Origin of the sequence: Nocardioides sp. YIM 152315 (assembly GCF_029210375.1) — a bacterium.
Classification (GTDB): Bacteria; Actinomycetota; Actinomycetes; order Propionibacteriales; family Nocardioidaceae; genus Nocardioides.
In genome coordinates this window covers 203669-225576 of record NZ_JARGER010000018.1, presented here as the reverse complement: position 1 = coordinate 225576, position 21908 = coordinate 203669, and the positions used below count along the sequence as shown (strand labels likewise).

At 69.8% G+C, this 21908-nt stretch carries 18 protein-coding genes and 1 pseudogene; 5 read left to right on the top strand and 14 right to left on the bottom strand.

Annotated features, from left to right (window positions below; translation table 11 throughout):
* The first annotated feature begins 215 nt into the window (after window positions 1-215).
* The 3 genes from PZ894_RS06620 (at window position 216) to PZ894_RS06610 (ending at window position 1918) form a co-directional block, all read left to right on the top strand.
* A complete protein-coding gene (locus tag PZ894_RS06620) occupies window positions 216-1019 on the top strand; it encodes a sigma-70 family RNA polymerase sigma factor (protein ID WP_275743678.1) in 804 nt (267 codons plus the stop codon).
* A 219-nt stretch (window positions 1020-1238) separates the two neighbouring features.
* Window positions 1239-1433, top strand: a complete 195-nt coding sequence (locus tag PZ894_RS06615) for a hypothetical protein (protein ID WP_275743676.1) — start codon at window positions 1239-1241, stop codon at window positions 1431-1433.
* A 161-nt stretch (window positions 1434-1594) separates the two neighbouring features.
* Window positions 1595-1918: a hypothetical protein gene (locus PZ894_RS06610; RefSeq protein ID WP_275743675.1), complete on the top strand. Its 324-nt coding sequence runs from the start codon at window positions 1595-1597 to the stop codon at window positions 1916-1918.
* Window positions 1919-2050: 132 nt separating this feature from the next.
* Here the strand turns inward: PZ894_RS06610 and PZ894_RS06605 are convergent, their stop codons facing one another.
* Together PZ894_RS06605 and PZ894_RS06600 are read right to left on the bottom strand one after the other, a co-directional pair.
* On the bottom strand, window positions 2051-2590 hold the full coding sequence (locus PZ894_RS06605; RefSeq protein ID WP_275743673.1) for a hypothetical protein: 540 nt from the start codon (window positions 2588-2590) through the stop codon (window positions 2051-2053).
* Window positions 2591-2795: 205 nt separating this feature from the next.
* Window positions 2796-5522, bottom strand: coding sequence for a LuxR family transcriptional regulator (locus tag PZ894_RS06600; RefSeq protein WP_275743671.1), 2727 nt, complete (start codon window positions 5520-5522; stop codon window positions 2796-2798).
* 294 nt (window positions 5523-5816) lie between these two features.
* Between PZ894_RS06600 and PZ894_RS06595 the strand changes: the two genes are divergently transcribed.
* A complete protein-coding gene (locus PZ894_RS06595; RefSeq protein ID WP_275743669.1) occupies window positions 5817-6920 on the top strand; it encodes a serine/threonine-protein kinase in 1104 nt (367 codons plus the stop codon).
* On the opposite strand, the gene folE is transcribed toward PZ894_RS06595, so the two are convergent.
* Window positions 6879-7478, bottom strand: a complete 600-nt coding sequence (folE, locus tag PZ894_RS06590) for a GTP cyclohydrolase I (protein WP_275743698.1) — start codon at window positions 7476-7478, stop codon at window positions 6879-6881. The two genes, PZ894_RS06595 and folE, sit on opposite strands and share 42 nt — an antisense overlap.
* Here folE and PZ894_RS06585 point away from each other — a divergent pair.
* Window positions 7477-10620 carry an AAA family ATPase gene (locus PZ894_RS06585; protein WP_345799139.1) on the top strand — a complete coding sequence of 1048 codons (3144 nt, stop codon included), beginning with the start codon at window positions 7477-7479 and terminating at the stop codon, window positions 10618-10620. The two genes, folE and PZ894_RS06585, sit on opposite strands and share 2 nt — an antisense overlap.
* A 36-nt stretch (window positions 10621-10656) precedes the next feature.
* Here PZ894_RS06585 and PZ894_RS06580 read toward each other — a convergent pair whose 3' ends face one another.
* The 11 genes and pseudogenes from PZ894_RS06580 to PZ894_RS06530 form a co-directional block, all read right to left on the bottom strand.
* Entirely contained in the window at window positions 10657-11313 is a 657-nt protein-coding gene (locus PZ894_RS06580) for an FAD-binding oxidoreductase (protein WP_275743665.1), read from the bottom strand.
* A 154-nt stretch (window positions 11314-11467) separates the two neighbouring features.
* Window positions 11468-12058 carry a ferritin-like domain-containing protein gene (locus tag PZ894_RS06575; RefSeq protein WP_275743663.1) on the bottom strand — a complete coding sequence of 197 codons (591 nt, stop codon included), beginning with the start codon at window positions 12056-12058 and terminating at the stop codon, window positions 11468-11470.
* Window positions 12059-12270: 212 nt separating this feature from the next.
* Window positions 12271-13215 (bottom strand): urease accessory protein UreD, encoded by a 945-nt coding sequence (locus PZ894_RS06570; RefSeq protein WP_275743662.1) that lies wholly within the window; start codon window positions 13213-13215, stop codon window positions 12271-12273.
* Window positions 13212-13916 (bottom strand): urease accessory protein UreG, encoded by a 705-nt coding sequence (gene ureG, locus PZ894_RS06565; protein WP_275743660.1) that lies wholly within the window; start codon window positions 13914-13916, stop codon window positions 13212-13214. The genes PZ894_RS06570 and ureG overlap by 4 nt, the downstream gene beginning before the upstream one ends.
* Window positions 13917-13932: 16 nt before the next feature.
* On the bottom strand, window positions 13933-14688 hold the full coding sequence (locus PZ894_RS06560) for an urease accessory UreF family protein (RefSeq protein WP_275743658.1): 756 nt from the start codon (window positions 14686-14688) through the stop codon (window positions 13933-13935).
* Between the two features lie 7 nt (window positions 14689-14695).
* A complete protein-coding gene (gene ureC / locus PZ894_RS06555; RefSeq protein WP_275743656.1) occupies window positions 14696-16414 on the bottom strand; it encodes an urease subunit alpha in 1719 nt (572 codons plus the stop codon).
* A gap of 74 nt (window positions 16415-16488) precedes the next feature.
* Window positions 16489-16791 (bottom strand): annotated as a pseudogene (gene ureB / locus PZ894_RS06550) (urease subunit beta); the annotation flags it as partial.
* A gap of 39 nt (window positions 16792-16830) precedes the next feature.
* Window positions 16831-17133, bottom strand: a complete 303-nt coding sequence (locus PZ894_RS06545) for an urease subunit gamma (protein ID WP_275743696.1) — start codon at window positions 17131-17133, stop codon at window positions 16831-16833.
* A gap of 88 nt (window positions 17134-17221) precedes the next feature.
* Window positions 17222-18478, bottom strand: a complete 1257-nt coding sequence (locus PZ894_RS06540; RefSeq protein WP_345799140.1) for a beta-propeller fold lactonase family protein — start codon at window positions 18476-18478, stop codon at window positions 17222-17224.
* Window positions 18479-18729: 251 nt separating this feature from the next.
* Window positions 18730-20157 carry an ATP-binding protein gene (locus tag PZ894_RS06535; protein WP_275743650.1) on the bottom strand — a complete coding sequence of 476 codons (1428 nt, stop codon included), beginning with the start codon at window positions 20155-20157 and terminating at the stop codon, window positions 18730-18732.
* Window positions 20157-21842 carry an FAD-dependent oxidoreductase gene (locus PZ894_RS06530; protein WP_275743648.1) on the bottom strand — a complete coding sequence of 562 codons (1686 nt, stop codon included), beginning with the start codon at window positions 21840-21842 and terminating at the stop codon, window positions 20157-20159. The genes PZ894_RS06535 and PZ894_RS06530 overlap by 1 nt, the downstream gene beginning before the upstream one ends.
* Window positions 21843-21908 lie beyond the last annotated feature (66 nt).

The window sequence follows — 21908 nt, the reverse complement described above, 5'->3', positions numbered from 1 at the left end:
ACCACCCGGCCCGACCACCCGGCCCGACCACCCGGCCCGACCACCCGGCCCGACCACCTGGCCCGACCACCTGGCCCGACCACCCGGCCCGACCACCCGGCCCGATCAGCGGCTTCCGCGGCCGTGTCACCACTCCCACCCGGCCGCGGAAGCCGGGGTCCCCGGCTAGGCGACATCCCGGTTCGAGTGAGCCGGCGCTGCCACAGGGTGGGCGCATGCACGCCGGCGGTACCGAGCCCATCCGAGATCGGTGTCGGGCGATCGTTGAGGAGGTGGCGGCCGTGTCAGTCGCACAGCAGGAGTTTCGGAATGTGCACGGAGCGGGTCGGGGGTCCGTCGGAATGCGGAGCGGTCAGGAGTCGGTTCCGGAGCCGGACGTCGCCGACCACGTGAATGGGGACAACGCCGAGTGGGTGCGCGCGTTGACGTCACGAGGCGACCAGTACGAGCGGGCGACCACAGAGCTGTACCTGTGGCTGGTGAAGATCGCCTTCGTGGAGCTGCGACGCCGAGCGTCGTACGTCCAGCTCAGCGGCCCGGAGCTGGACGACGTCGCCCACCAGGCGGCCGGCGACGCCGCCCTGTCCATCTGCCGCAAGGTGCGGACGTTCCGCGGTGAGTGCAGGTTCACGACGTGGGCCTACCGGTTCGTGGCCTTCGAGGTGTCGTCCAAGGTCAACCGTCATGTCTGGAACCGACCCCGAGTCTCCCTCGATGACGAGGAGTGGGGCGCGCTCGCAACCGATCCCGATGACTCGCCGGAGACGCACGCCGAGGCCCACGACATGCTGGACGCCGTCACCCAGATCGTTCGTGAGGACCTCAGCGCCCGCCAGCAGCATGCGTTCGAGGCGATCACGGTGCGCGGGCGCTCGGTCAGGCAGGTCGCCAACGACCTCGGGTCGAATCCCAACGCCGTGTACAAGGTGATGTTCGACGCCCGCCGGAAGCTTCGGGACGGCTTGACCGCGGGCGGATTCGTAACCCACGCGGCCGGCGAGGTCCGTGCGCCGGCGTGACTCGTGCACACCCTGCCGACGCAGGTGTCCGGGTGCACCCGTGGACGGGCGGGCGCGGACCGGCTCAGGGAGTCTGAACAGACGAAGCGACAGAAGGGAGACCGCGATGCCTCGCCGCCACCCCGGTGGGTGCTACGTCAGCGAGCACGTCGTCTGGTCTCGGGCCGCGACCCTCGACCTCGGGCTTGGCCTTGGGCCGCGATGAGACGCCGAGCCTCGATGCGGTCCGCTGTCGGGAGACTCCAGCTCCTGCGGGGTCGTCTGCTCCGTGCCTACTGGCTCGCGTGCGCCCGCGACACCTGCCACCAGCTCGGGCTGCGTCCACCCACGGGCATCTGGTTCTGTGCCCGGTGCGAGCTGGTGCTCTGCGACTTCGACACCTTCCTGGCACATACGCGCAGGCACGTCGGCTGACGCGCTGGGACGACCGCGTCCAACCGCGATGGAAGGAACGCCGCGACGCAGACACCAACTTACGTGGCTACTCGCCGCTTGTCCGCACGGACCCGACGGAGCGCCGACGCGACCCGGATCAGCACCAGCTCGTGATGCCCCCGAATTCGCCAGGAGGACCGATGACCCGTTCGCTGCCTTGGAGCGAGGTGCGTGATGCCGATGTGCACCGTGCGCTGGCCGAATACGACCGCCTCGGCCCCGAGCGATTCTTCGCCGTACACGGCTTCGCGCCGACCACGACGTACGAGTTGCTCTGGGCGGAGCGGAGCTACCCGCCCAAAGGCATCCTGGGCAGGGCCTACGAGCTAGCGACGGGCGAGCGCCTCGCCTCGGCGGACTTCGAGGGTGGCAAGGCTGGCGCCGTCAAGGTGCTCCGGAGCCTGGGGTTCACGGTCGAGGCGAAGAGGCACGCGAGCGGCGGGCCCGACCCTTCCACGCGCTAGTGGAGTGCTCATTGCGCACGTCGACCTGGTGCCGCCCGACGTCGCGAATCGGACGTGCGGGCCAGTCCGCGGACGGTCAGCGACCGCGGAGCTGACGCCGTGACGTGATGCCGAGCTTGCTGAACGCCTTCCTCAGATGCCACTCGACGGTACGCGGGCTGACGAACAGCCGGGCGGCCACGTGTTGGACAGTCCGCTCTGGACCAGCCGAACGATCTGCTCCTCCTGCGCAGTGAGCTGGACGCTCGCGGGACGGCCAGCATCGCGGATGGTCCCTCCCACCGTGAGCAGCTCGGTGGAGGCGCGGCGCGCGAAGGCCCGCATGCCCATCGCGCGGAACATCTCATGCGCGCTGCGCAGATGATGCCGAGCCTCGGCCCGCTGGCCCGCGCGTCGCAGCCACTCTCCGTAGAGCAGGTGGGCACGTGCGAGCGCGCCACGGATGCGCGTGCGGTCGAGGAACTCGATCGCCTCGAGGTAGCCGCAGCGGGCGTCGTTCCCGTTGCTGAGCAGGGCACGGCTCTGCGCCTCCACACCCAGTGCCCAGTCGGTGCCGGCGGCATCGGTGGTCGCGCGGAGTCGTTCGAACGCATCCGCGGCGAGGTCGCGGTGCCGGCTCCGGGTCCCGGCCTCGACCATCTCGACCAGGGCCTGCCAGGGCTCGACGCCCATGACCGGCGGCTGCGCCGTGGCTCGTACGGCGGCGACCAGGGCGTCGGCGTACCGGCCGGCGCTGTTGTGGAGCAGGGCGCTTTCCTCGATCCGACTAGGCAGGTTCGCGACGGACGACGTCCCGAACCGCTGGCGAGCTCAGCGGCCGGCAGGCAAACGGATCGGAGCCGGTCACGAGGCGCCGATGCGCCGTCACCTCGGCACCTCAGCGGCGCAACTGACGCCTGGACGTGACGCCCAGCTTCCCGAAGACCTTGCCGAGGTGCCACTCGACCGTCCGGGGACTGATGAACAACCGATCGGCGATCTCGGCGTTCGACAGGCCTTCGCGCACCAACCGCACGATCTGTGTCTCCTGGGGCGTCAGCGTGCTGGACGGGGCAATCGGGCCTTCGCGAACCTTCTCGCCGGTCGCGCGCAGCTCCCGTGCGGCGAGCGCAGCGAAGCTGGCCATCCCCATATCGGTGAGCATGGAGTGCGCGGTGCGCAACTCCCGGCGCGCGTCCTTGCTTCTGCCGCGCCGCCGCAACCACTCCCCGTAGTGGAGGTGGGTGCGGGCCAGCTCAGCGCGGATCCGCGTGCGACCGAGTCGCGTGAGCGCTTCGTGGAAGTCGAGCTCGGCGGAGTCGTGGTCCGCGACCATCGCGCGACAGCGGGCCGTCACACCGTGTGCCCAGTCAGTGCCGCTCGCCTCCGTCATGGTGGTCAGCCGTGCCAGCGCCCGCGCGGCCGTACCGGACTGGCCCGTGTGGGCGGCTGCCGTGACCAACTCGACCAGGGCGTACAGCGTGGTGAAGCCCATCTCACGCTCGGACTCGGTCGCCCGGAGCCCGGCGGTTGCCGCCTCTCGGTAGCGACCGAGGCTGTTGAGCAGTGTGGCGCGCAACCACTCCGCGGCGATCAGCGTGACACCCTCACCGCGCTCGACGGCATCGTTGGTCATGGCATCGAGCATCTCGGTCGCCTGCTTGTCGCGCCCGCGCCAGACCGCCCACAGCAGGCCTGCGTAGGGGGCATCGTAGATGCCGGTCGCTTGACGAACGGCGTCGAAGTCCTCCAGCAATGACTCTGCCGCGGCCAGGGCACCCTGCATCACGAGATTGACGATCTGCATGGTCAGCGCGATCGGGAGCGATGCACGTTCCTCGTCCCGCGCGCGCTGCTCGTAGCGGCGGCTGATCAGGTCCCAGGATTCGTCGTCGAGCAGGTCCACGGCGATGGAGCCGGCGAACCACTCCAGGAGCACGCCGATCTCACCGGTGGGCGCCGTGACGCAGAACTCGGCCACGGCCTTCTTCAGGACCGCGGCACCCGCCTCGTAGCCGTCCCGATATCGGATCGCAAGCCCGTGAATGAGGACGTCTGAAGTCGATTCCGGACCCGGCCGAGGCGACCTGTGCGCCGCCTCGGCCATCTCGCGCAGGGTGAGCCCTGGCGCGTGGTCGGCGAGGAACCAGCTCGCCCGGATGGCCTCCAGATGTGTGTTTCGGGCGGTCCGTGCGTCAATCGCCTGGAGTCGCGTCGCCGCTTGGAAGAGCGATTCTGTCGCATCGCGGCCGCGTCCGAGGGCGAAGGCGCTCCGGGCGTACAGAACGTCGGCCTGCGCCTCTTCGAGGGCGCTCAGCGGGCTGGCCTCGGCCAGCGCGATCAGGCGAGGTGCCGCAGCTGGCATGCCACCCTCGTAGGTCGCGTGCGCTGCCGCCAGGAACCGCTGGCCGCGCCGCTTGGCGGTCGGGGTCAACTCGGCAGCCCGCTCGAGAAACGCCGCTGCCGCCGCCGCTGCGCCACGGGCGAACGCTCCCCGGGCGCACTCATCCAACTCTGCGGCGACTTCCTCGTCGGGCGCCTCGGTGGCCTGTGCACGATGCCAGGCCCGACGATCGGGGTCCGCGACGGGATCGGTCACCTGACCCAGGGCCCAGTGCGCGCGGCGTCGCTCCTCGGCCGTGGCCGCGCGATAGATCGCCGACCGGAGCAGCGGATGCCGGAATCGCACCCGGGCCCCGAAGTCCACGAAGCGTCCCGCCGCCTCGCGCGATGCCAGTTCGACGTCCACCGTGACCCCGAGGCGATCGACAGCTCGCCACACGAGTACGGGGTCGCCGACGGGTTCGGCCGCCGCGACCAGGAGCACCTGCCGCGTGACGGGCGATAGGGTGCCGATCTGGCGTAGGAAGCTCTCCTCGATCCGCCCCGGCAGCACGACCTGGCTGAACGATCCGAACCAGCCCTCCAGCTCAGCCCGGGTAAAGCCACGCGGCAGCTCGAGCAGAGCCAGCGGGTTCCCGCGGCTCTCGGCCACGACGCGATCCAGCACGCCTCGGTCGGCGGGCCCTGGGTAGGCCGACGCCAGCAACATCCGTGCGTGCTCGTCGGAGAGTCCGCCGACCCAGACATCGGGGAGACCGCTCAGCTCGGTGACCTCGCCGCCGGCTGTCGGCTCTCGCACCGCGAAGATCATGGCCACGGACTCGGCGCGCAACCGCCGGGCTACGAAGCCGAGGACCTGTGCGGACGCCCGGTCCAGCCACTGCGCATCGTCGATCAGGCACAGCAACGGGCGGTCGCGCGCTCTCTCGCCCAGCAGGCCCAGGACGGCGAGACCGACGACGAACCGGTCGGGTGGCGTGCCGGGGGCCAGGCCGAAGGCGGTCCGCAGAGCCTGCTGCTGAGGCGCGGGCAGCGCGCCAAGTGAGTCGAGTGCCGGCGCGCAGACCTGGTGCAAGCCCGCGAACGCCAGCTCCCTCTCGGACTCTACGCCGCTGGCGCGCACCGAACGCCACTCCGCGGCACGCTCGAACGCATACTCCAGCAGCACGGTCTTCCCGATCCCGGCTTCGCCTCGGAGGACCAGGGCACGGCTCTCTCCCGATCCCACGTCATCGAGGAGGCGGTCGAGGAGGTCACACTCGCCGCGCCGGAACCGCAGCACCGACCTACCGTCCCCGACGGGGCGGCGCAGTCGGCTCGCCAGCCAGCACGGCGCCCGGCCGTGGCAACGAGTCCGCCGCCAGCCCCCCGGCGTTGCCTCGGCAGTCCACGCGGCCATCCTACGGGGACGAAGGCAGATGCCGGACGCCTGGTACGTCGCAACGGCAGAGCTCGGCGGCGACCAACCGCGCTGCTGGGCCACGGTCCAGGAGCACCTCGCGACAGCCCCGCCACCACGAGGCTGGGGATTCGCCTGGGCTGACCCCGGGGGCGATCGCGACCAGGAAGCGGCACCGTGGCGGTCCGAGCGGGGACCGGCGAGGTGATGATGCAACCTGCAGCACAGGTGGGCGCGGAGGCCGACGTGATCGCCGCGCGCGGAGCCACCGCAGGTGTCCAGTCCGCACTCCGCCGGGCCGCGACCGGTCTGCGCACCTCGCCGCCGACCCTCCGTGCAGCCCCCTCGGCTCCGGGCAAGGGACCCGATTCGGCGCGGACGCGGCCGGGGACGCTGGTCGTCCAGCGCTATCGACTGCTCGAACCTCTCGGGGCGGGAGGCACCGGATCGGTGTGGCTCGCACAGGACACCGTCCTGGGCCGCCGGGTCGCGGTCAAACGCCTCGATGCCTCTGGCACGTCCGGCGCTCGGAGAGCGCTGCAGGAGGCGCGTGCCACTGTTCGCGTCGCACACCCGAACATCGTGGTCGTCCACGACGTCGTCGTCGATCGAGACGAGCAGGCCTGGATCGTCATGCAGGCGTTGCAGGGCAGCACGCTGGCCGACCAGGTCAGTCGCCACGGCGGGCTGCCCGTCAGTCTGGTGCATCAGGTCGCCGAGACCATGGTTGCCGCACTCGATTCGCTGCACGCCGGCGGCCTGGTGCATCGCGACGTCAAGCCGAGCAACATCCACCTGGGAACGGACGGGCGGGTCGTGCTCACGGATCTCGGGATCGCCGCCCCGCTGGGCCGCAGCGGGTCGCGGGACGACCTCCTCACGGGAACGCTGGGCTACATCGCACCAGAGAGCGTGGTGAGCGGCGACTACTCGGCTCGCAGCGACATGTACGGGCTCGGCGCCGCACTCTGGTTTGCGATCGAAGGCGCGCCGGCATTCGCGGTGCGTTCGGTCGAGGATCTGATCGAGCACGCCATGACCGCCCCGGCTCCGCCGCTTGCTCGACGGGCCGGGTGGCTGGAGCCGGTGATCACGGGACTTCTCCAGTCCGACCCGGACGACAGGTGGACGGCGGCTAGGGCCCGGACCCATCTTCGGGCGCACCGCCCGGCCGACCGGCCGCTCGTGTCCGGCGACGGGCCGCCCCCGGAAGGGGGAGTCGCCCTCGATCCGGCGCCCTCAGCGCCCGCCGTTGGTGAGCGCCATGAACTCCGCCCGTGAGGCCGGGTCACGCCGCATCAAGCCTCGGAGCACTGAGGTCACCATCACAGCCCCCGGCTTCCGGACCCCACGCAGCCCCATGCAGGCATGCGAGGACCGGACCACACAACCGGCACCTTGCGGGTCGAGATGGTCCACCAGGGCCTGGACGATCTGCGTCGTCAATCGCTCCTGCACCTGTGGGCGGCGGGCGTAGTGGTCAACAAGCCGGGCCAGCTTGGACAAGCCCACCACTCCGGCCCCGCCGGGCACGTATCCGACCCACGCCTGACCCGTGAACGGGAGGAGATGGTGCTCGCAGATCGACACGAAGTCGATGGGGCCGACGGCGATCATCTCGTCGCTGGGATACTCCACATCGTCGAAGACCGTCCCCAGGAGCACCGCGGGATCACCAGGTTGTTCGGCGAGCTCGAGATACGCCTGCACGACACGCGCCGGGGTTTCGGTCACGCCGGGCCGGTCGGGGTCGTCGCCCATGAGCCGGATGAGCGCGCGGAGGCCGGCCTCAGCCTGACCACGCAGGTGCGCCTCCCCCTCCTCCCCCGCGCACCCCATGCGGACGGCGGGCTCGCCCGCCACCGCGAGATCCGTCTGTTCACCCAGAAGTCGCATCGTTCCCTCTCTCGTCTGCCACCCCGTCCGGCGCGCCTCTCCCGAGGTTTGGAAGAGGCCACGCTCGGCGACGGTGCGTCGCTCGGGCCCGATCGTCAGCCACGCCTCGGCGCCGTCGCGTCCGTGGACTGCCGAGGTAGACGACCTCCGCGGGTGCCGGTCGTGGCCGGTCGGACCGGAGCACCCCCGGGCACCCCGGGGTCCACGGGCCCGAACCCCGGGGGTCCACCAGTGTCCGACCCGGGTCCCAGATCGGATGGACCACGCCACCGTTGTCGGTGTGACGGCCTCCCTCTGCGATCCCGACCAGACAACAGAAGTCCGTGGCGCCCGGCCGCGACTGCACGGACGTTCCGCGCAATGCGCCCGGGTGGAGCGACTCCTCGAGGACTCGACGAGCGGACGGGCCGCTGGGGCGCTACGAGTGATCGGGGGCCGAGGGATCGGCAAGAGCACCCTGCTCGACCACGTGGCTGCGCGAGCTGAGGGGAGCCAGGTGCTCCGGGTGCGAGGCGTTTCGGAAGAGCGCGAGCTGCCGTACGCCGGCCTGCAGCTGTTGTGTGCGCCGCTCGTCGACGACCTGGTGGGTCTCGAACCGGCTCAGCGCGAAGCGCTCTCCGCAGCGATCGGGCTCAGCGGGAGTGCGCCGCCGGACCGCTTCCTCGTGAGTGTCGCCGCCTTGAACCTGCTCACCGGCGTTGCCCAGCGCAAGCCATTGTGCTGCGTTGTGGATGATGCGCACCTGGTCGACCACGCGTCGCTGCTGGTCCTGGCGTTCGTGGCCCGTCGCGCCGAGCGCAGCCCGCTGGTGATCGTCTTCGGCGAGCTCGAGCAGGCGAGCCGGGCCGAGCTGGACGGCCTTCCCGCGACGCGCCTGGAAGCCCTGGACCGCGACGAGGCGCTCGCGGTCCTGTCTGCCGCCGCGCCGGCGGACATCGACACTGCGGTGACCGAGCGGATGCTGCTCGAGGCACGTGGCAATCCGCGGGCCCTCCTCCAGGCGGTCGACGGCACCACGGCTGCCGAGCTCGCCGGCGGCTACGCCGTTCCGGTGCCACGTCCCGACGCCCGGGACCGTGATCACGACTGCGAGCGACGTGCCGGGCGGATGACAGTCGAGGCACGTCGACTGCTGCTGCTGGTCGCCGCCGAACCCACGGGAGACCCTGCCCTGGTGTGGCGAGCGGCCGGACGTCTCGGGATCGGCCCGCACGCCGCAGAGGTGCTCGAGACCGAGGATCTACTGACCTTCGGTCCGCGAGTCGTGCTCGGCTGCACCCGGCTCCGAGCGGCTTTGTACTCCGGCGCGACGCGTGCGGAGGTGCGCCAGGTCCACCGGGCACTTGCCGGGGCGGTCGCCGGCGATGCTCACGCCGATCGCAGGGCGTGGCACCTGGCACTGTCGACGAGCGGGCTCGACGATCGGATCGCTGACGACCTGGAGACGAGCGCGACCACGGCTCAGAGGCGCGGAGGCGTTGCAGCACGCGCGGCCTTCATGGAACGCGCCGCCCTCCTGACCTCCGACCCGGCGATACGCGCGCGAAGGGCGCTCGTCGCAGCAGGTGCCAAGCACACGACGGGTGACGTCGACGCTGCGCAGCGGTTGCTCACCATCGCGGAGAGTGGTCCGCCGAACGCCGAGATCGAGGCCCGGATCGAGCTGCAGCGAGCGCGCATCGCCTTCGGCACCCGCCGCGACGACACACCGACGCGACTGTTGCTGCGGGCGGCGCGACGCATCCGCCCTCACTCCTCCGCCCTGGCCCGGACCGCGCACCTCGAGGCCCTCGTGGCGGGCATGCTGTCGTGTCCGACGCTGGCTGCGGCCAATCTGCGGGAGGCCGCCCGGGCGGCACGTGAGAGCGTGGAACCGGCATCGGTCGAGCCGATCGACCTGCTGCTCGACGCGCTGGCCACCAGGGTCCTCGACGGACGCGACAGGGCCGCCGACGAGCTGGGCCGCGTGGTCGCCCGGTTCGCCGGCGACGGCGTGGACTCCGCCACCCGCGGATGGTCCTGGCTGGCCGGCTGGGTCGCTGCCGACGCGTGGAACGAGCCGGCATGGGCAGCGCTCACGTCACCGGACCCGCACCCAACGGGCAACAACGACGGCGACGGCCACGACTTCTTGGCCTCCGGATGGGCGGCCGTGCAGTCGACGCTCCTGGAGGTTCATCGTGGCCGCTTCGACGCCGCCGCAGCGGGTGCGGCGCCCGCGACCTCCGCGTCTCTGCTGCTGGCGGCCTGGCAAGGACGGCTCGAGGTCCTGCACGGAGCACTGCCGCGAGTGCGGCAGGAGGCTCGGGAGCACGGCGACCCGCTGACAGTGGCTGCGACCCACCTGGCCGAGGCGGTCCTGCACAACGGTATGGGTCACTACGAGCAGGCGATGGCCGCCGCCCGCCGCGCCACCGAGTCCGATCAGCTTGCACTCTCCAGGTGGGCGGCCGCGGAGCTCATCGAGGCTGCGGTGCGCTGCGGACGCCTCGACCTCGCGGCCGCGAGCCTTGCGCGGCTCGGCGACGACGCCGATCACGCGGCCACCCCCTGGGCACGTGGTGTGCGGGCAACGGCACAGGCCCTGCTCGCCGACGGACCGGCCGCCGCGGCGCTTTACCAGGACGCGATCGACTGGTTGTCCCAGACCGGCATCCGGGTTCACCTCGCAAGGGCCCAGCTCCTCTACGGCGAGTGGCTCCGGAGACAGAACCGACGCATCGACGCTCGCGTCCCGTTGCGTGCGGCCCAGCAGACGTTCTCGACGATCGGCGCCGCTGGCTTTGCGGCGCGAGCGCGTGCCGAGCTGCTGGCCACCGGCGAGCGCGCCCGCAGTCGGACCGTCGGGACCGACCGCCAGCTCACCCCGCAGGAGTCCCGGATCGGCTACCTGGCCAAGGACGGGTTGACCAACTCCCAGATCGGAGCTCGCCTCTTCGTGAGCCCGCGAACTGTCGAGTACCACCTTCACAAGGTCTTCGCCAAGCTCGGGATCACCTCGAGGACAGAGCTGCACCTCGTGCTCAGGCCTGGGGGCGATGCTCTCGGCAAGGTCGGGCCCGGTCACGGATCACCGGGTCACTGATTGCTGGGCCGTCGGGCGATGGAGCGGACTTACCTCTCATGCGGAGAGTCCCGACCGACCGAAGCGCTCGGCGCGGATTCGCGCCCGGTCGTGATGTGCCACGACCAGCAGCTCCTCCGCAGATTCGACGAAGGCCGACGGACCGCACAGGTAGACGAGCGGCCGCTCACCGGACGGCCAACCCACCTCCGCGAGCATCGCCGAGTCGATCCGCCCGCGGTAGCCGTGCCATCCCGGCGGTTGATCGTCCGTGAGGGTGATACTCACGTCGAACTGGTCGAAGGTGGCGAACCGCATGAGCTCGTCGCGGTAGACGAGGTCGTCGAGGTCGCGGGCGGCATACAGCAGCCGCACCGGCACAGCGCTGCGGACCGACCGGTGGTACCGCAGGATCGAGCGCAGCGGGGCGATCCCGGGTCCTCCTGCTATCACGAGCAGCGGCCCCCCGAAGGACTCCTGCCAGACGAAGTAGCCGCCGACCGGGCCGCGCACCTCCAGACGGTCTCCCTCGCGCAGCTTGTCGACCAGGTACCGTGACACCCCAGCACCCGGCAGCCGCTCGACCGTCACCTCGACCAGCTCGTCCGCGGGACCCGAGGCGATCGAGTAGGGCCGTTCCGACTGGTGGCCGTCGACCGCTGTGAGTCGCAGATCGAGATGCTGGCCTGCTCGGTGCCCATCCCAGTCGGGCACGTCCAAGGCGATCGTCTGCGTCCGAGGTGTCTCGAGCTCGAGTCCGACGACGGTGGCGACCTGCCAGTCCGGGCGTCGAGGTGATGTTGTTAGACCCATCGCCGACTCGACCCGCTCACCTTCGCGGTCCCCAGGGTGCAGCTCGACTCACCCGTCACCCAGTTCCTCGCACCTGCACCCGCAGCAGCCACTGCTGCTTCTCGAGCTCACGTACCACGTCGATCAGGACCTCCTGGGACACTGGATCGAGCTCCCCGATCGGGCGCAGCCGTCCCCTGATCCGCTCCGCCGTCGACGCGACCCGTCGCGTCATCTCATGGATGACCAGATGGTCCTCGATCGCCGCGGGCGCGACCGATGTCAGCTCGGAGCCGGCCGCGACCGCGTCCGCCTGACCGTTCACCATGTGGCCGAGCGCCACGGCGCGCTCGGCAACCGTGTCGGCAAGCGTGCGCCACGACTCGACGAGCTCATCGAGCTGCAGGTGCAAGGAATGGGCCAGGCGTCCCACACACATCCAGTGCAGCTGCTTGCCCGTCAGGGCCAGTGACACCAGGTCCTGCAGCACGTTCGCCAGCTCCTGGCCCACGCCGTCACGCTCGTGCGGCTCGCTGAGGGCGGGCAGGTAGCTGGTTGTGGCCATGGACTCCATCACGTTGATCTCCTCGCTGGTGAGCGTTCGCGCCGGCCTGTCGCCGGGCAGTTGTGCAGGACCCACCCTCCGATCCTCGCCGGCGTCTCGCATCAGGGTGACCCCCGGTTCCCAACCAGTCCCCGGGCGGCCCACCCCACCGCGAGGGCGTCACCTACGTCTCGTGCCGGCGCTTCTGCAGCTGCCTCGGCGAGGTGATCTGGAGCTTGACGAAGATGTTGCCCAGGTGCCATTCGACCGCCCGGGGGCTGATGAACAGCCGGCCCGCGATCACTCGACAATCGCCCTCGGACCAACGCCACCATCTAGCCCTTCCGGAGATCCGGAGCGGGAAGGCCCATCAGTGTCAGCCGGGCGGCGTTCCACAGCTCGCGCATTGCGTGGCGTGCTGTCGCCGACGTCCGCGCCAGGACTCGCACGGCCACGCCGCACCCGTTGGGCAGCTCGGTGAAGCCGACCATGACATCGGGACGCTCCACGTCACGTGCCCGCAGCTCGGAGACCAGTGCCGCCGGGTCGACAACGGCCGTGACCAGGTACAGCGACGCGATGACGTCATAGCCGCCGAGCGATCCGACACCTTCCAGCAAGGGACGGAGCCGGAGTCGATCGGTGAAGAGCAGGGTCTCGTCCGGACGAAGGACCGCGGTCTCCGCCCAGTACGTGTCGTAGACATGCGACTCGCCGTGGGCGACCCTTCCGGGCATCAACGTCTCCCCGAAGATGATCGTGGCCGTGGACTCAGCGGTGATGCGCAGGCGCTGGAAGAGTCGCGAGCCTCGGCAGGGAATCATCGGATCCGGCAGGTACTCCAGGAACGCTCCGGCGCCGGCGTGCAGGTTCACCATCTGCGTCACGAGGTCGCTCCTCGCAGCGAAGACCTTGGTGGGCGCCTGCGTCGTGATGTGCGCTGCCGCGCCCGATGCACACGTGATGTCGATGCGGTACCGGTCGCCCTGCACGAGGCCGTCACCGGACTGCTGCACGTAGACGAACGGCATGTCCGGCCTCGCCGGGTCGACGTAGATCGGCCGGTACAGGTAGAGGGGCGCCCGCTGGTACTGCGCCACCACCCGCGTCGCGGGACCGGAGCGCGCCAGGCTCAGCTCGAGCAGCCCGACCTTTCCCGCCGCGCCGACGTCCAGGCCGCACCTCAGACCTCCCGCCATCGCGCTGACCTCGGCCGGGAGGTTGTCCGGCGTGTAGTGGCCAGGGGCGAACCGGCCGGCGCTCTCGACGCCTGCGATCACGTCGCCTCCGCACCCGCGTGCGACTCGGCGAGGACGGCTCGGATCCGCGCGACCACGTCGTCGAGCCCGTCGCCGGTGAAGCAGTTGGTGAACACGAAGGGCCGACCGTCACGCACCGCCCGCGCGTCCCGGTCCATGACCGAGAGGTCGGCTCGCACGTGCGGCGCGAGGTCGATCTTGTTGATGACGAGCAGGTCGGAACCCGTCACCCCGGGACCACGCTTGCGCGGGATCTTGTCGCCCTCGGCGACGTCGATCACGAAGATGAAGTAGTCCGCGAGCGCGCTGCTGAACGTCAGTGTCAGGTTGTCGCCGCCCGACTCGACCAGCACGACGTCACCGTCCGGATGCCTTGCCGCGAGCTCGTCGATCGCCTCCAGGTTCATGGTCGGGTCGTCGCGTACGGCGGTGTGGGGGCACGAGCCGGTCTCCACTCCGACGACACGGTCCCCCGGCAGCATGCCGTCGAGCGTGGCGCGCACGTGCTTGGCGTCCTCGGAGGTGAAGATGTCGTTCGTGACGACGAGCGGCCGGTGTCCGGCCGACAACAGCCTCGGGACGAGCGCCTCGATCAGCGCCGTCTTCCCCGAACCGACGGGCCCTCCGATGCCGATGCGCGGGACTCCCGGAGCCCGACCGTCATCCTCGCGGTGGCGATCGTGCGAGTGGTCATGGTGATGCGGAGCGGGGCTTCGGGTCATGGATCGTCTCTCCTTGTCAGCTGGCGAACAGGCGCAGCTCGGCTTCCTCGTGCTGCATGGACATCACGTCCAGGTGCGGGGTGCAGCCGCCGATCTCGGTGACGGATCGCTCGGCCACGTCGCGACTTGCCCGAGCGATGGCCGGGTGAACCTCGTGAAGCAACGCCTGCGCGGCCCGGTGGTCGATCAGGGCGAGCCTGGTGGCGGCCGAGACCCAGCCCGCGGCGAGGGCGTGCAGCTCGCTCGCGACCGCGAACAGGCGCGGGACCGACAACGAGGCGGTGAGGACGCCTAGGACCACGGCGTGGTTGCCGGGGGTTCGCCCGGCAAGCACGCGATCGGCGTACTCCGCGAGGTGCGGGTTCGGGAACGCCGACTCGGCAGTGCGCAGGAGCGCCCGTCCGGTGCGAGTCGAAGCCTCGCGCGCTTCGCGGGAGAGCTTGGCGGCGTGGAGCCGACGATCGGCTTCTACGATCGACGAGACATCCGGCCCCCGTCCCGTAGCCCTGTGCGCGCAGGCCAGTGCCACGCCGTCCGACGTGGCGACTCCGAAACGGAGGTAGCCCTCGAGGACATCCAGCAGCTTCGTCCAGAGGTCCGGCCCATCCAGCCAACCACTCTGCGCGAGCGCCTCGAGGCCGTGCGACAGGGTGTAACGACCGCTGGGAAAGGCGCTGTCGGCCAGCTGCAGCGCGGCGAGCTGGCCGGCGAGCCCGTCGTACTCGTCTCGACCACTGTCCTGCGTGCCCCGTGCTCCCCGGACCGGAATCATGCGCACCTCAGACGATGTAGTACAGCTGGGCCATCGACACCTCGTCGACTGCTCGGACGGTCGCGGGCACCCCGTCGAGGTGAACCTGATAGGTCTCGGTATCGACGGTGATCGACGGCATGGCACTGTTGCGGACCATCTGCTCCTTGCCGACGGTGCGACAGTTGCGGACCGGCTCGACCCAGCGGTCCAGGCCGACGCGCTCGGGCACCCCGGCCGCGACCGCCGCCTTCGACATGAAGGTCATCGAGGTACGGGCTACCGCCGAGCCCAGTGCACCGAACATGGGGCCCAGCAACACGGGCTCGGGCGTCGGGATCGAGGCGTTCCCGTCACCCATGACCGCCCACGCGACGAACCCCGACTTGATGACGTACTTGGGCTTGACGCCGAACGTGGACGTCGGCCACAGGACGATGTCGGCGACCTTGCCCGGCTCGAGCGATCCGACCAGGTGGCCGATCCCGTGCGCGAGGGCGGGGTTGATGGTGAGCTTGGCGAGGTATCGCAGGATCCGCTGGTTGTCGTTGGCCGGCGGGTCCGCGGCCAGTGCGCCGGTCAGCTTCTTCATCTTGTCCGCAGTCCGCCAGCACGTGGCCACGGTGTCACCGACGCGACCCATCGCCTGCGAGTCCGACGAGTACATGCTCAGGACGCCGAGATCGTGAAGCACGTCCTCGGCCGCCTCGGTCTCCGCGCGGATCCGCGACTGCGCGAACGCGACGTCCTCCGGGTTGTTCGGGTTGAGGTGGTGCGTCACCACGATCATGTCGAAGAGGTTGTCGGTGGTGTCGGTGGTGTACGGCCGCGTGGGGTTGGTCGACGACGGCAGCACGTTCGGCAGCTCTGCGATCGCCATGACATCCGGGGCATGCCCGCCTCCGGCACCCTCGGTGTGATAGCTGTGGATCGCGCGGCCGTCGATCGCCGCCACCGTGTCCGCGAGGTGCCCGCCCTCATTGAGGGTGTCCGCGTGGAGGGCGACCTGCACGTCGTGCTCGTCGGCGACCGACAGCGCGCAGTCGATCGTGGCCGGCGTCGCTCCCCAGTCCTCGTGGACCTTGAGTCCGCAGGCACCGGCGGCCAGCTGCTCGATCAGGACCTCGGGGCGACTGCTGTTGCCCTTCCCGAAGAAGCCGACGTTGACGGGCAGTCCCGCACTCGCCTCGAGCATCCGCGCCAGGTTCCACGGGCCGGGCGTGCAGGTGGTGCCCTTCGACCCGTCCGCCGGGCCGGTGCCTCCACCGAGCAACGTCGTCACCCCGCTCGACAGCGCGTGTGGCACCTGGGCAGGAGTGATGAAGTGGGCATGGCTGTCGACCGCACCGGCCGTTGCGACCAGGCCCTCTCCTGAGATGACCTCCGTGCCGGCCCCCACGATCAGGTCCGGATGCACACCGTCCTGCACCAGCGGGTTGCCCGCCTGACCGATGCCGACGACCCGACCGTCCCTGATGCCGATGTCCGCCTTCACGATGCCGATCAGGGCATCCATGACGATCACCGAGGTGATCACCAGGTCGAGCGCGCCGTCGGCGTTCCTGATCCCTGGCATCTGTCCCATACCGTCGCGCAGGGACTTGCCACCGCCGTACACCGCCTCCTCGCCGGGCGTGATCAGGCTTCGCTCGACCTGGGCGATCAGGGCGGTGTCCGCGAGCCGGAACCGGTCTCCGACCGTGGGCCCGTAGAGGGAGGCGTACTGCGTCCGCGGCACCCAGCTCATGCGTCATCGCCAGTGCTCGAGAATCCACGAGCACTCGCCAGCGCCAGTGCCCTGTCCACCATCGCGGGGGCGCGCAGCGACCCGTCGAGCAGTCCGCTGAACCCGATCACCCGCCCCATGCCGCCGAACTCCACCAGCTCGACCTCGCGCTCGTCACCTGCTTCGAACCGGACCGACTGCCCCGACGGAAGATCCAGTCGCATCCCGATCGCCTTCGAGCGATCGAAGCCGAGCGCACGGTTCACTTCGAAGAAGTGGAAGTGCGAGCCCACCTGGACGGGACGGTCCCCCGTGTTCCGCACGGACAGAGCGATCGTGCGCCTGCCGGTGTTGATCTCGACCGGATCGTCGCACAGGATCCATTCACCGGGGATCATGCGTTCCGCCTCCTCTGTCGGGTCGGCATGTGTTGGCGCTCATGCGATCGGATTGCTGACCGAGATCAACTGCGTCCCGGTACGGAACGTCGCCTCGACCTGAACGAGGGTCACGATCTCCGGCACACCGTCCATGACGTCCCGCCGTGTCAGCACGTGACGCCCGAGCTCGATGACCTCCGCGAGGGACTTGCCGTCACGTGCGGCCTCGAGCAGGGCCTCGCTGATCAGGGAGATCGACTCGGGGAAGTTCAGCAGCAGTCCGCGGTTTTTGCGGCGTCGAGCCAGCTCAGCCACCTGATAGATGACCAGCTTCTCGGTCTCGCGAGGCGTGAGCATCAGCGACGAGATCGAGGTCTCGATCCGTGGAGCCGCAGTGGCGTCGTCGGCCATGGATCCTCCGCTCGCAGTGGTTGATCGGTGCCGTGGCTCAGAACCCGACCACGCCCTGGGGGCTGTTGTAGGGGATATCGGCGCTGGTCACTTCCTCCAGCGAGCCGTCAGCCTGCGTGGAGTAGCCGACGAGCTTCGAGGCGTTCCCGTAGATCTGGTACAGGTACGCGCCGTCCGGGGACAGCCAGCTGTCGCTCGGACCGCTGCTCACGGTGCCGTTGAGGGCGCGGAACGTGCCATCGCCGGGCACCCTCGCGCACGCGGGGTCCTGCGCCAACGTCACCACGTTGCCGTCGATGCGGAAGCTGCAGATGTTGCTGTAACCGAAGTTCGTCGCATACACGTACCGGTCATCTGGCGAGACCGACAGCCAGCACAGCTCCGAGGGCTGCCCGGCACTGGTGTCGATCTTCACGAGCGGACCAGTGGTTACCTGTCCGTCCGCATCGATGCTCGCCAGCACGACCCCGTCGCCGACCGCCGCTCCGATGACGAAGTGGTCGGGACGATCGTGCAGGAACGCCACGTAGAACGGCGAACCACAGCCAGCGTCCTGGAAGCACGCCTCACCCAGCGCACCGTCGTGGTGCACCGCGAACACCACCAGACCATCGGGGTCCGGTGCATTCGACGCGATCGACTTGGGCGCACCATCGGGGCCGGGGACCCACAGGATGGGCGAGCCGTCCGGGTTGGCGGTAGCCACCTGGTCGAACGTGGTGCCCACGATCAGGTACTTGCTGTCGGGAGTCAGCACCGCCATCGTCGGCACGCGGCCGACCTTGTCGAGCGTGTCAGCCGTGTGTCGATCCGGCCGCGGCGTGAGCCTGCCGTCGGCGTCCACCGACATGATCCGCAGGTGATCCGGTCCGAACGAGTGCAGCACGTACAAGGTGTTGTACGTCGGAGCGTAGGCCAGTGACTTCGCAGTGCCGCTGGCACCGTCGACCACGTTGCCGGTCCGCTTGACGTCGACCACTTCGAGCTCTCCCGCGTCACCGACCCGGAAGCTCGACACCGAGTTGTCCCCGCCGTTGGTGGCGAACAACAGACGTCGGTCAGGAGACAGGATCACGCTCGCCGCGCCCTCGAAGGCGTTGGGAGCACTCGCCTGGCCACTGATCGGCTTGTACACCCCGGACCCGGCTCCCCCGGTCAACACCCGCTCGACCTCGGTCAGGGACCCGTCCGCTCCACACACATAATGGATGACCGCGTTGCGGATCTCGTTGGTCTGCACGTACAAGTGGCCCCCCGCCGACGTCGCACCGGCTGGCTCCCCAGCCGTGGACATCCCAGTTGACGTCACCGCGTCCATCGACATCGATTCCTCGCTCAGCATGCGTCGTCTCTCTTCCAATACAGGTGGCAGCAAAAACGTCGATCCGGGCAAGCACCGCAGATCCGAGCCCCGCGATCGCGTCGCCCGCCGACCACACCGATACTCCGACCTCGCGCGGATCGTCGGACCCGGCAATCCCCCAGCCCGACCACCCGGTCAGCACCTGTGTGACGCCGGGGCCGCGACCCGCAGCAAGCGAGGCCTCAGGCGGGCGCGGCCGCCGGACCTCGCGAGTGCAGGCGGACCTGGAATCGGGTGTCTCCCGGGACGGAGGTCACCGAGAACACACCGTGGTGCCTGTTGACGATGATCCGCCAGGAGATGTCGAGGCCCAGCCCCGTGCCCTGTCCGACCGGCTTGGTCGTGAAGAAGGGTTCGAAGATCCGGCCGATTACGTCGGGCGGGATGCCTGGTCCGGTGTCGGCGACCTCGATCTGCACGAACTCGCCGAAGCGGCTGGTGCGAAGTGTGAGGGTGCCTGACCCGCGCATCGCTTGGACCGCGTTGTCGACCAGGTTCGTCCAGACCTGGTTGAGCTCCGCTCCGTACACCGGGATGGGGGCCAGGGAACGGTCGTACTCCCGCACCACCCGGACGCCGGCCAGCTTGCCGCCCAACATCGTCAACGTGCTGTCCAGCAGCTCGTGCACGTCCAGCACCTGCTGGGGCGCACGGTCCATCTGGCTGTAGTGCCTGACGGCCGACACGAGGGCCGAGAGCCGAGTGGTGGAATCCTCGATCTCGCGGGTGAGGAGCTCGGCTTCGAGGGTGTGGGTCAACCAGCGCATCGCCGGATCGAGAAGATCCTGGCCGACCACGGAGTGCACCTCGCCGAGCCAGTGCCGGTCCAGGCCGGCCTGGACGAGGGTCGGGGCGAGGTCGTAGGCATCGTCGACTGCGTGATCGTCCAGCCAGCCGACCACGTCGTCCTCGCGGTCCGATGCCTCCAACGGGGTGTGGTCGTCAGTGGTCCCGAGTCGTTCGACCGTCCGGTCCAGCAGGTTGACCAGTGTCTCCAGGTGCTCCCGACCTCCTGCGCGGGCGGCAAGGAGCCCGAGCGCCTGCCTGGCATCGGCGGCGTGTGCACGCAGCGTGGCCGACGCGCGCCCAGCCGCGGACGCCGGGTTGTTCAGCTCGTGGGCGAGCCCGGCAGACAGGGACCCCAGAGCCAACAGGTGTTCGCGTTCGCCGACGAGACGCTGGGCGGTGCGGTTGCCCCGGAAGACGCCGTCCAGCAGGTGCAGGGCCATGGGGAACCAATCGGCAATCAGCCCGGCGAAGTCCCGCGCGTCGACCGTGAAGAACCGTGCGGCGGTGACGGCTCGAAGTGTGACCTGATGACGCTCGCTTGCATCGTCGGGACGCGCCGCCGACCAAGCGCCCGCGTAGCACCCGCGCTCGTCCGTGCGAGTGATTTCGACCTCGTCGGCGCCTACCCGACGGGACAGGGAGATCGTCCCCTCCAGCAGCACGTAGAACCGGTCGGCTTCCTGACCTTCGCTGAAGACGACTCCCGGCTCGTACCCCTCCACCCAGCCGCACTCGTTCAGTGAATCGAGCTGTGCGTCGGACAGCTGCTGGAACAAGAACAGAGACCGCAGCTCCTCGACGCCGATGGGTTTCGGCGGCATCAGTGTCCCCCGAGATACCGATGCACGAGCATCACGGCGAGTGCTCCCTCGCCGACCGCGGACGCCACGCGCTTGGCCGACTCTGCACGTACATCACCGGCGGCGAACACGCCTGCGACGTTCGTCTCGAGGTGGAACGGCGGGCGATCGAGCTTCCAGCCGGAGAGCCGCTCACCGTCGGGCGACAGGTCGAGGCCGGTGAGGATGAATCCGCGCTCGTCCCGGGTGATGACACCGTCGAGCCACTCGGTCCGTGGTTGCGCGCCGATGAACACGAAGAGGTGGTCGGCGACGAAGGTCCGTGATCGACCGGTCGAGGTGTCCCTCAGAGTGAGTCGCTCCAGGTGCTGGTCGCCGCCGACCTCGACGACCTCGGTGGAGACTCTCACGCGGATGCGGTCCAGCCCGGCGATCTGCTGGATCAGGTAGTGGGACATCGACCGCTGCAGGGAATCGCCGCGCACCAGCAGGGTCACGGATCGCGCACCACTCTGGGCGAGATACACGGCCGCCTGGCCCGCAGAGTTGGCGCCGCCGACGATGTAGACGTCCTGGCCGGCGCAGCTGGCCGCCTCCGTCAGCGCGGATCCGTAGTAGACACCCCGTCCCGTCAGCCGATCGATCCCGGGTACATCGAGCTCTCGGTACGCGACACCGGTCGCCAGGATGACGGCCTGCGCAGCCACCGACCCGCCGTCGGCGAAACGCACCAGGCGAGCGGCGCCTCTTACGTCGAGGCGGACGGCCTCCCGAGTGGTGATCAGCTCCGCGCCGAACTTGGTCGCCTGCCGGCGAGCGCGGTCTGTCAGCTGGGCACCCGACACCCCGTCCGGGAAGCCGAGGTAGTTCTCGATCAGGGAGCTCTGTCCGGCCTGACCGCCGGTGGCGGTGCGTTCGGCGAGGACCGTGCGCAGGCCTTCGGAGGCGCCGTACACGGCCGCGCCCAAGCCTGCTGGGCCGCCGCCGACCACGATCAGGTCGTAGAACTCCTCGGCCGGAATCGTCGCCAGGCCCACCTTGGCGGCGAGGTCCTGGTCGTTCGGGGCGAGCATCGTCGCCCCATCCGGACTGACGACGAGCGGTAGGTCCCGGTCACCGGTGCCGGCTGCGTCCAGGAGCCTTCGACCCTCCGGCGACTCTGCCGTGTACCAGCGATAGGGCACCTGGTTGCGCGCCAGGAACTCCCGCACCTGCGACGAGCGAGCCGACCAACGGTGCCCGACGACCTTCGTCTCCCGGACGGAGCGGTGATCAGCACGGGCCCAGGCCTCGAGCTGCGCGTCGATGACCGGGTACAGCTTCTCCTCGGGGGGCCCCCACGGCTTGAGGAGGTAGTAGTCGAGATCCACCACATTGATGGCGTCGATGGCCGCTGCCGTGTCGGCGTAGGCGGTGAGCAGGACGCGACGCGCCGACGGGTACAGATCGAGTGCGGCTTCGAGGAACTCCAGACCGCTCATGCCTGGCATCCGGTGATCGACCAGCAGGACGGCCACCTCGTGGCCGCGTAGCTTCAGTTCTCGCAGTGCCTCGAGGGCTCGCTCACCCGACGGTGCGCGCACGATCTGGTGTACATCGCCATACCGTCGACGCAGATCACGGGCCACCGCGCGCAGCACCGCGGGATCGTCGTCGACGGTCAGGATGGCGCTCCGCGGCGTGGACGCCCGGTGTGGCTCGGTCACTGCTCCGCCTCACATCGGTAACCGGCCGCGGAGGGAGCCGAGCTCGACGATCTCCCTGCGCCATGC

Bases quoted from the DNA above. Each gene is read 5' to 3' on its own strand.
- PZ894_RS06620 (WP_275743678.1), top strand. From the start codon at position 216: ATGCACGCCGGCGGTACCGAGCCCATCCGAGATCGGTGTCGGGCGATC.
- PZ894_RS06615 (WP_275743676.1), top strand. From the start codon at position 1,239: ATGCGGTCCGCTGTCGGGAGACTCCAGCTCCTGCGGGGTCGTCTGCTC.
- PZ894_RS06610 (WP_275743675.1), top strand. From the start codon at position 1,595: ATGACCCGTTCGCTGCCTTGGAGCGAGGTGCGTGATGCCGATGTGCAC.
- PZ894_RS06605 (WP_275743673.1), bottom strand. From the start codon at position 2,590: ATGGGCGTCGAGCCCTGGCAGGCCCTGGTCGAGATGGTCGAGGCCGGG.
- PZ894_RS06585 (WP_345799139.1), top strand. From the start codon at position 7,477: ATGCGGACGGCGGGCTCGCCCGCCACCGCGAGATCCGTCTGTTCACCC.
- folE (WP_275743698.1), bottom strand. From the start codon at position 7,478: ATGGGGTGCGCGGGGGAGGAGGGGGAGGCGCACCTGCGTGGTCAGGCT.
- PZ894_RS06575 (WP_275743663.1), bottom strand. From the start codon at position 12,058: ATGCGAGACGCCGGCGAGGATCGGAGGGTGGGTCCTGCACAACTGCCC.
- ureG (WP_275743660.1), bottom strand. From the start codon at position 13,916: ATGACCCGAAGCCCCGCTCCGCATCACCATGACCACTCGCACGATCGC.
- PZ894_RS06560 (WP_275743658.1), bottom strand. From the start codon at position 14,688: ATGATTCCGGTCCGGGGAGCACGGGGCACGCAGGACAGTGGTCGAGAC.
- ureC (WP_275743656.1), bottom strand. From the start codon at position 16,414: ATGAGCTGGGTGCCGCGGACGCAGTACGCCTCCCTCTACGGGCCCACG.
- PZ894_RS06540 (WP_345799140.1), bottom strand. From the start codon at position 18,478: ATGTCCACGGCTGGGGAGCCAGCCGGTGCGACGTCGGCGGGGGGCCAC.
- PZ894_RS06535 (WP_275743650.1), bottom strand. From the start codon at position 20,157: ATGCCGCCGAAACCCATCGGCGTCGAGGAGCTGCGGTCTCTGTTCTTG.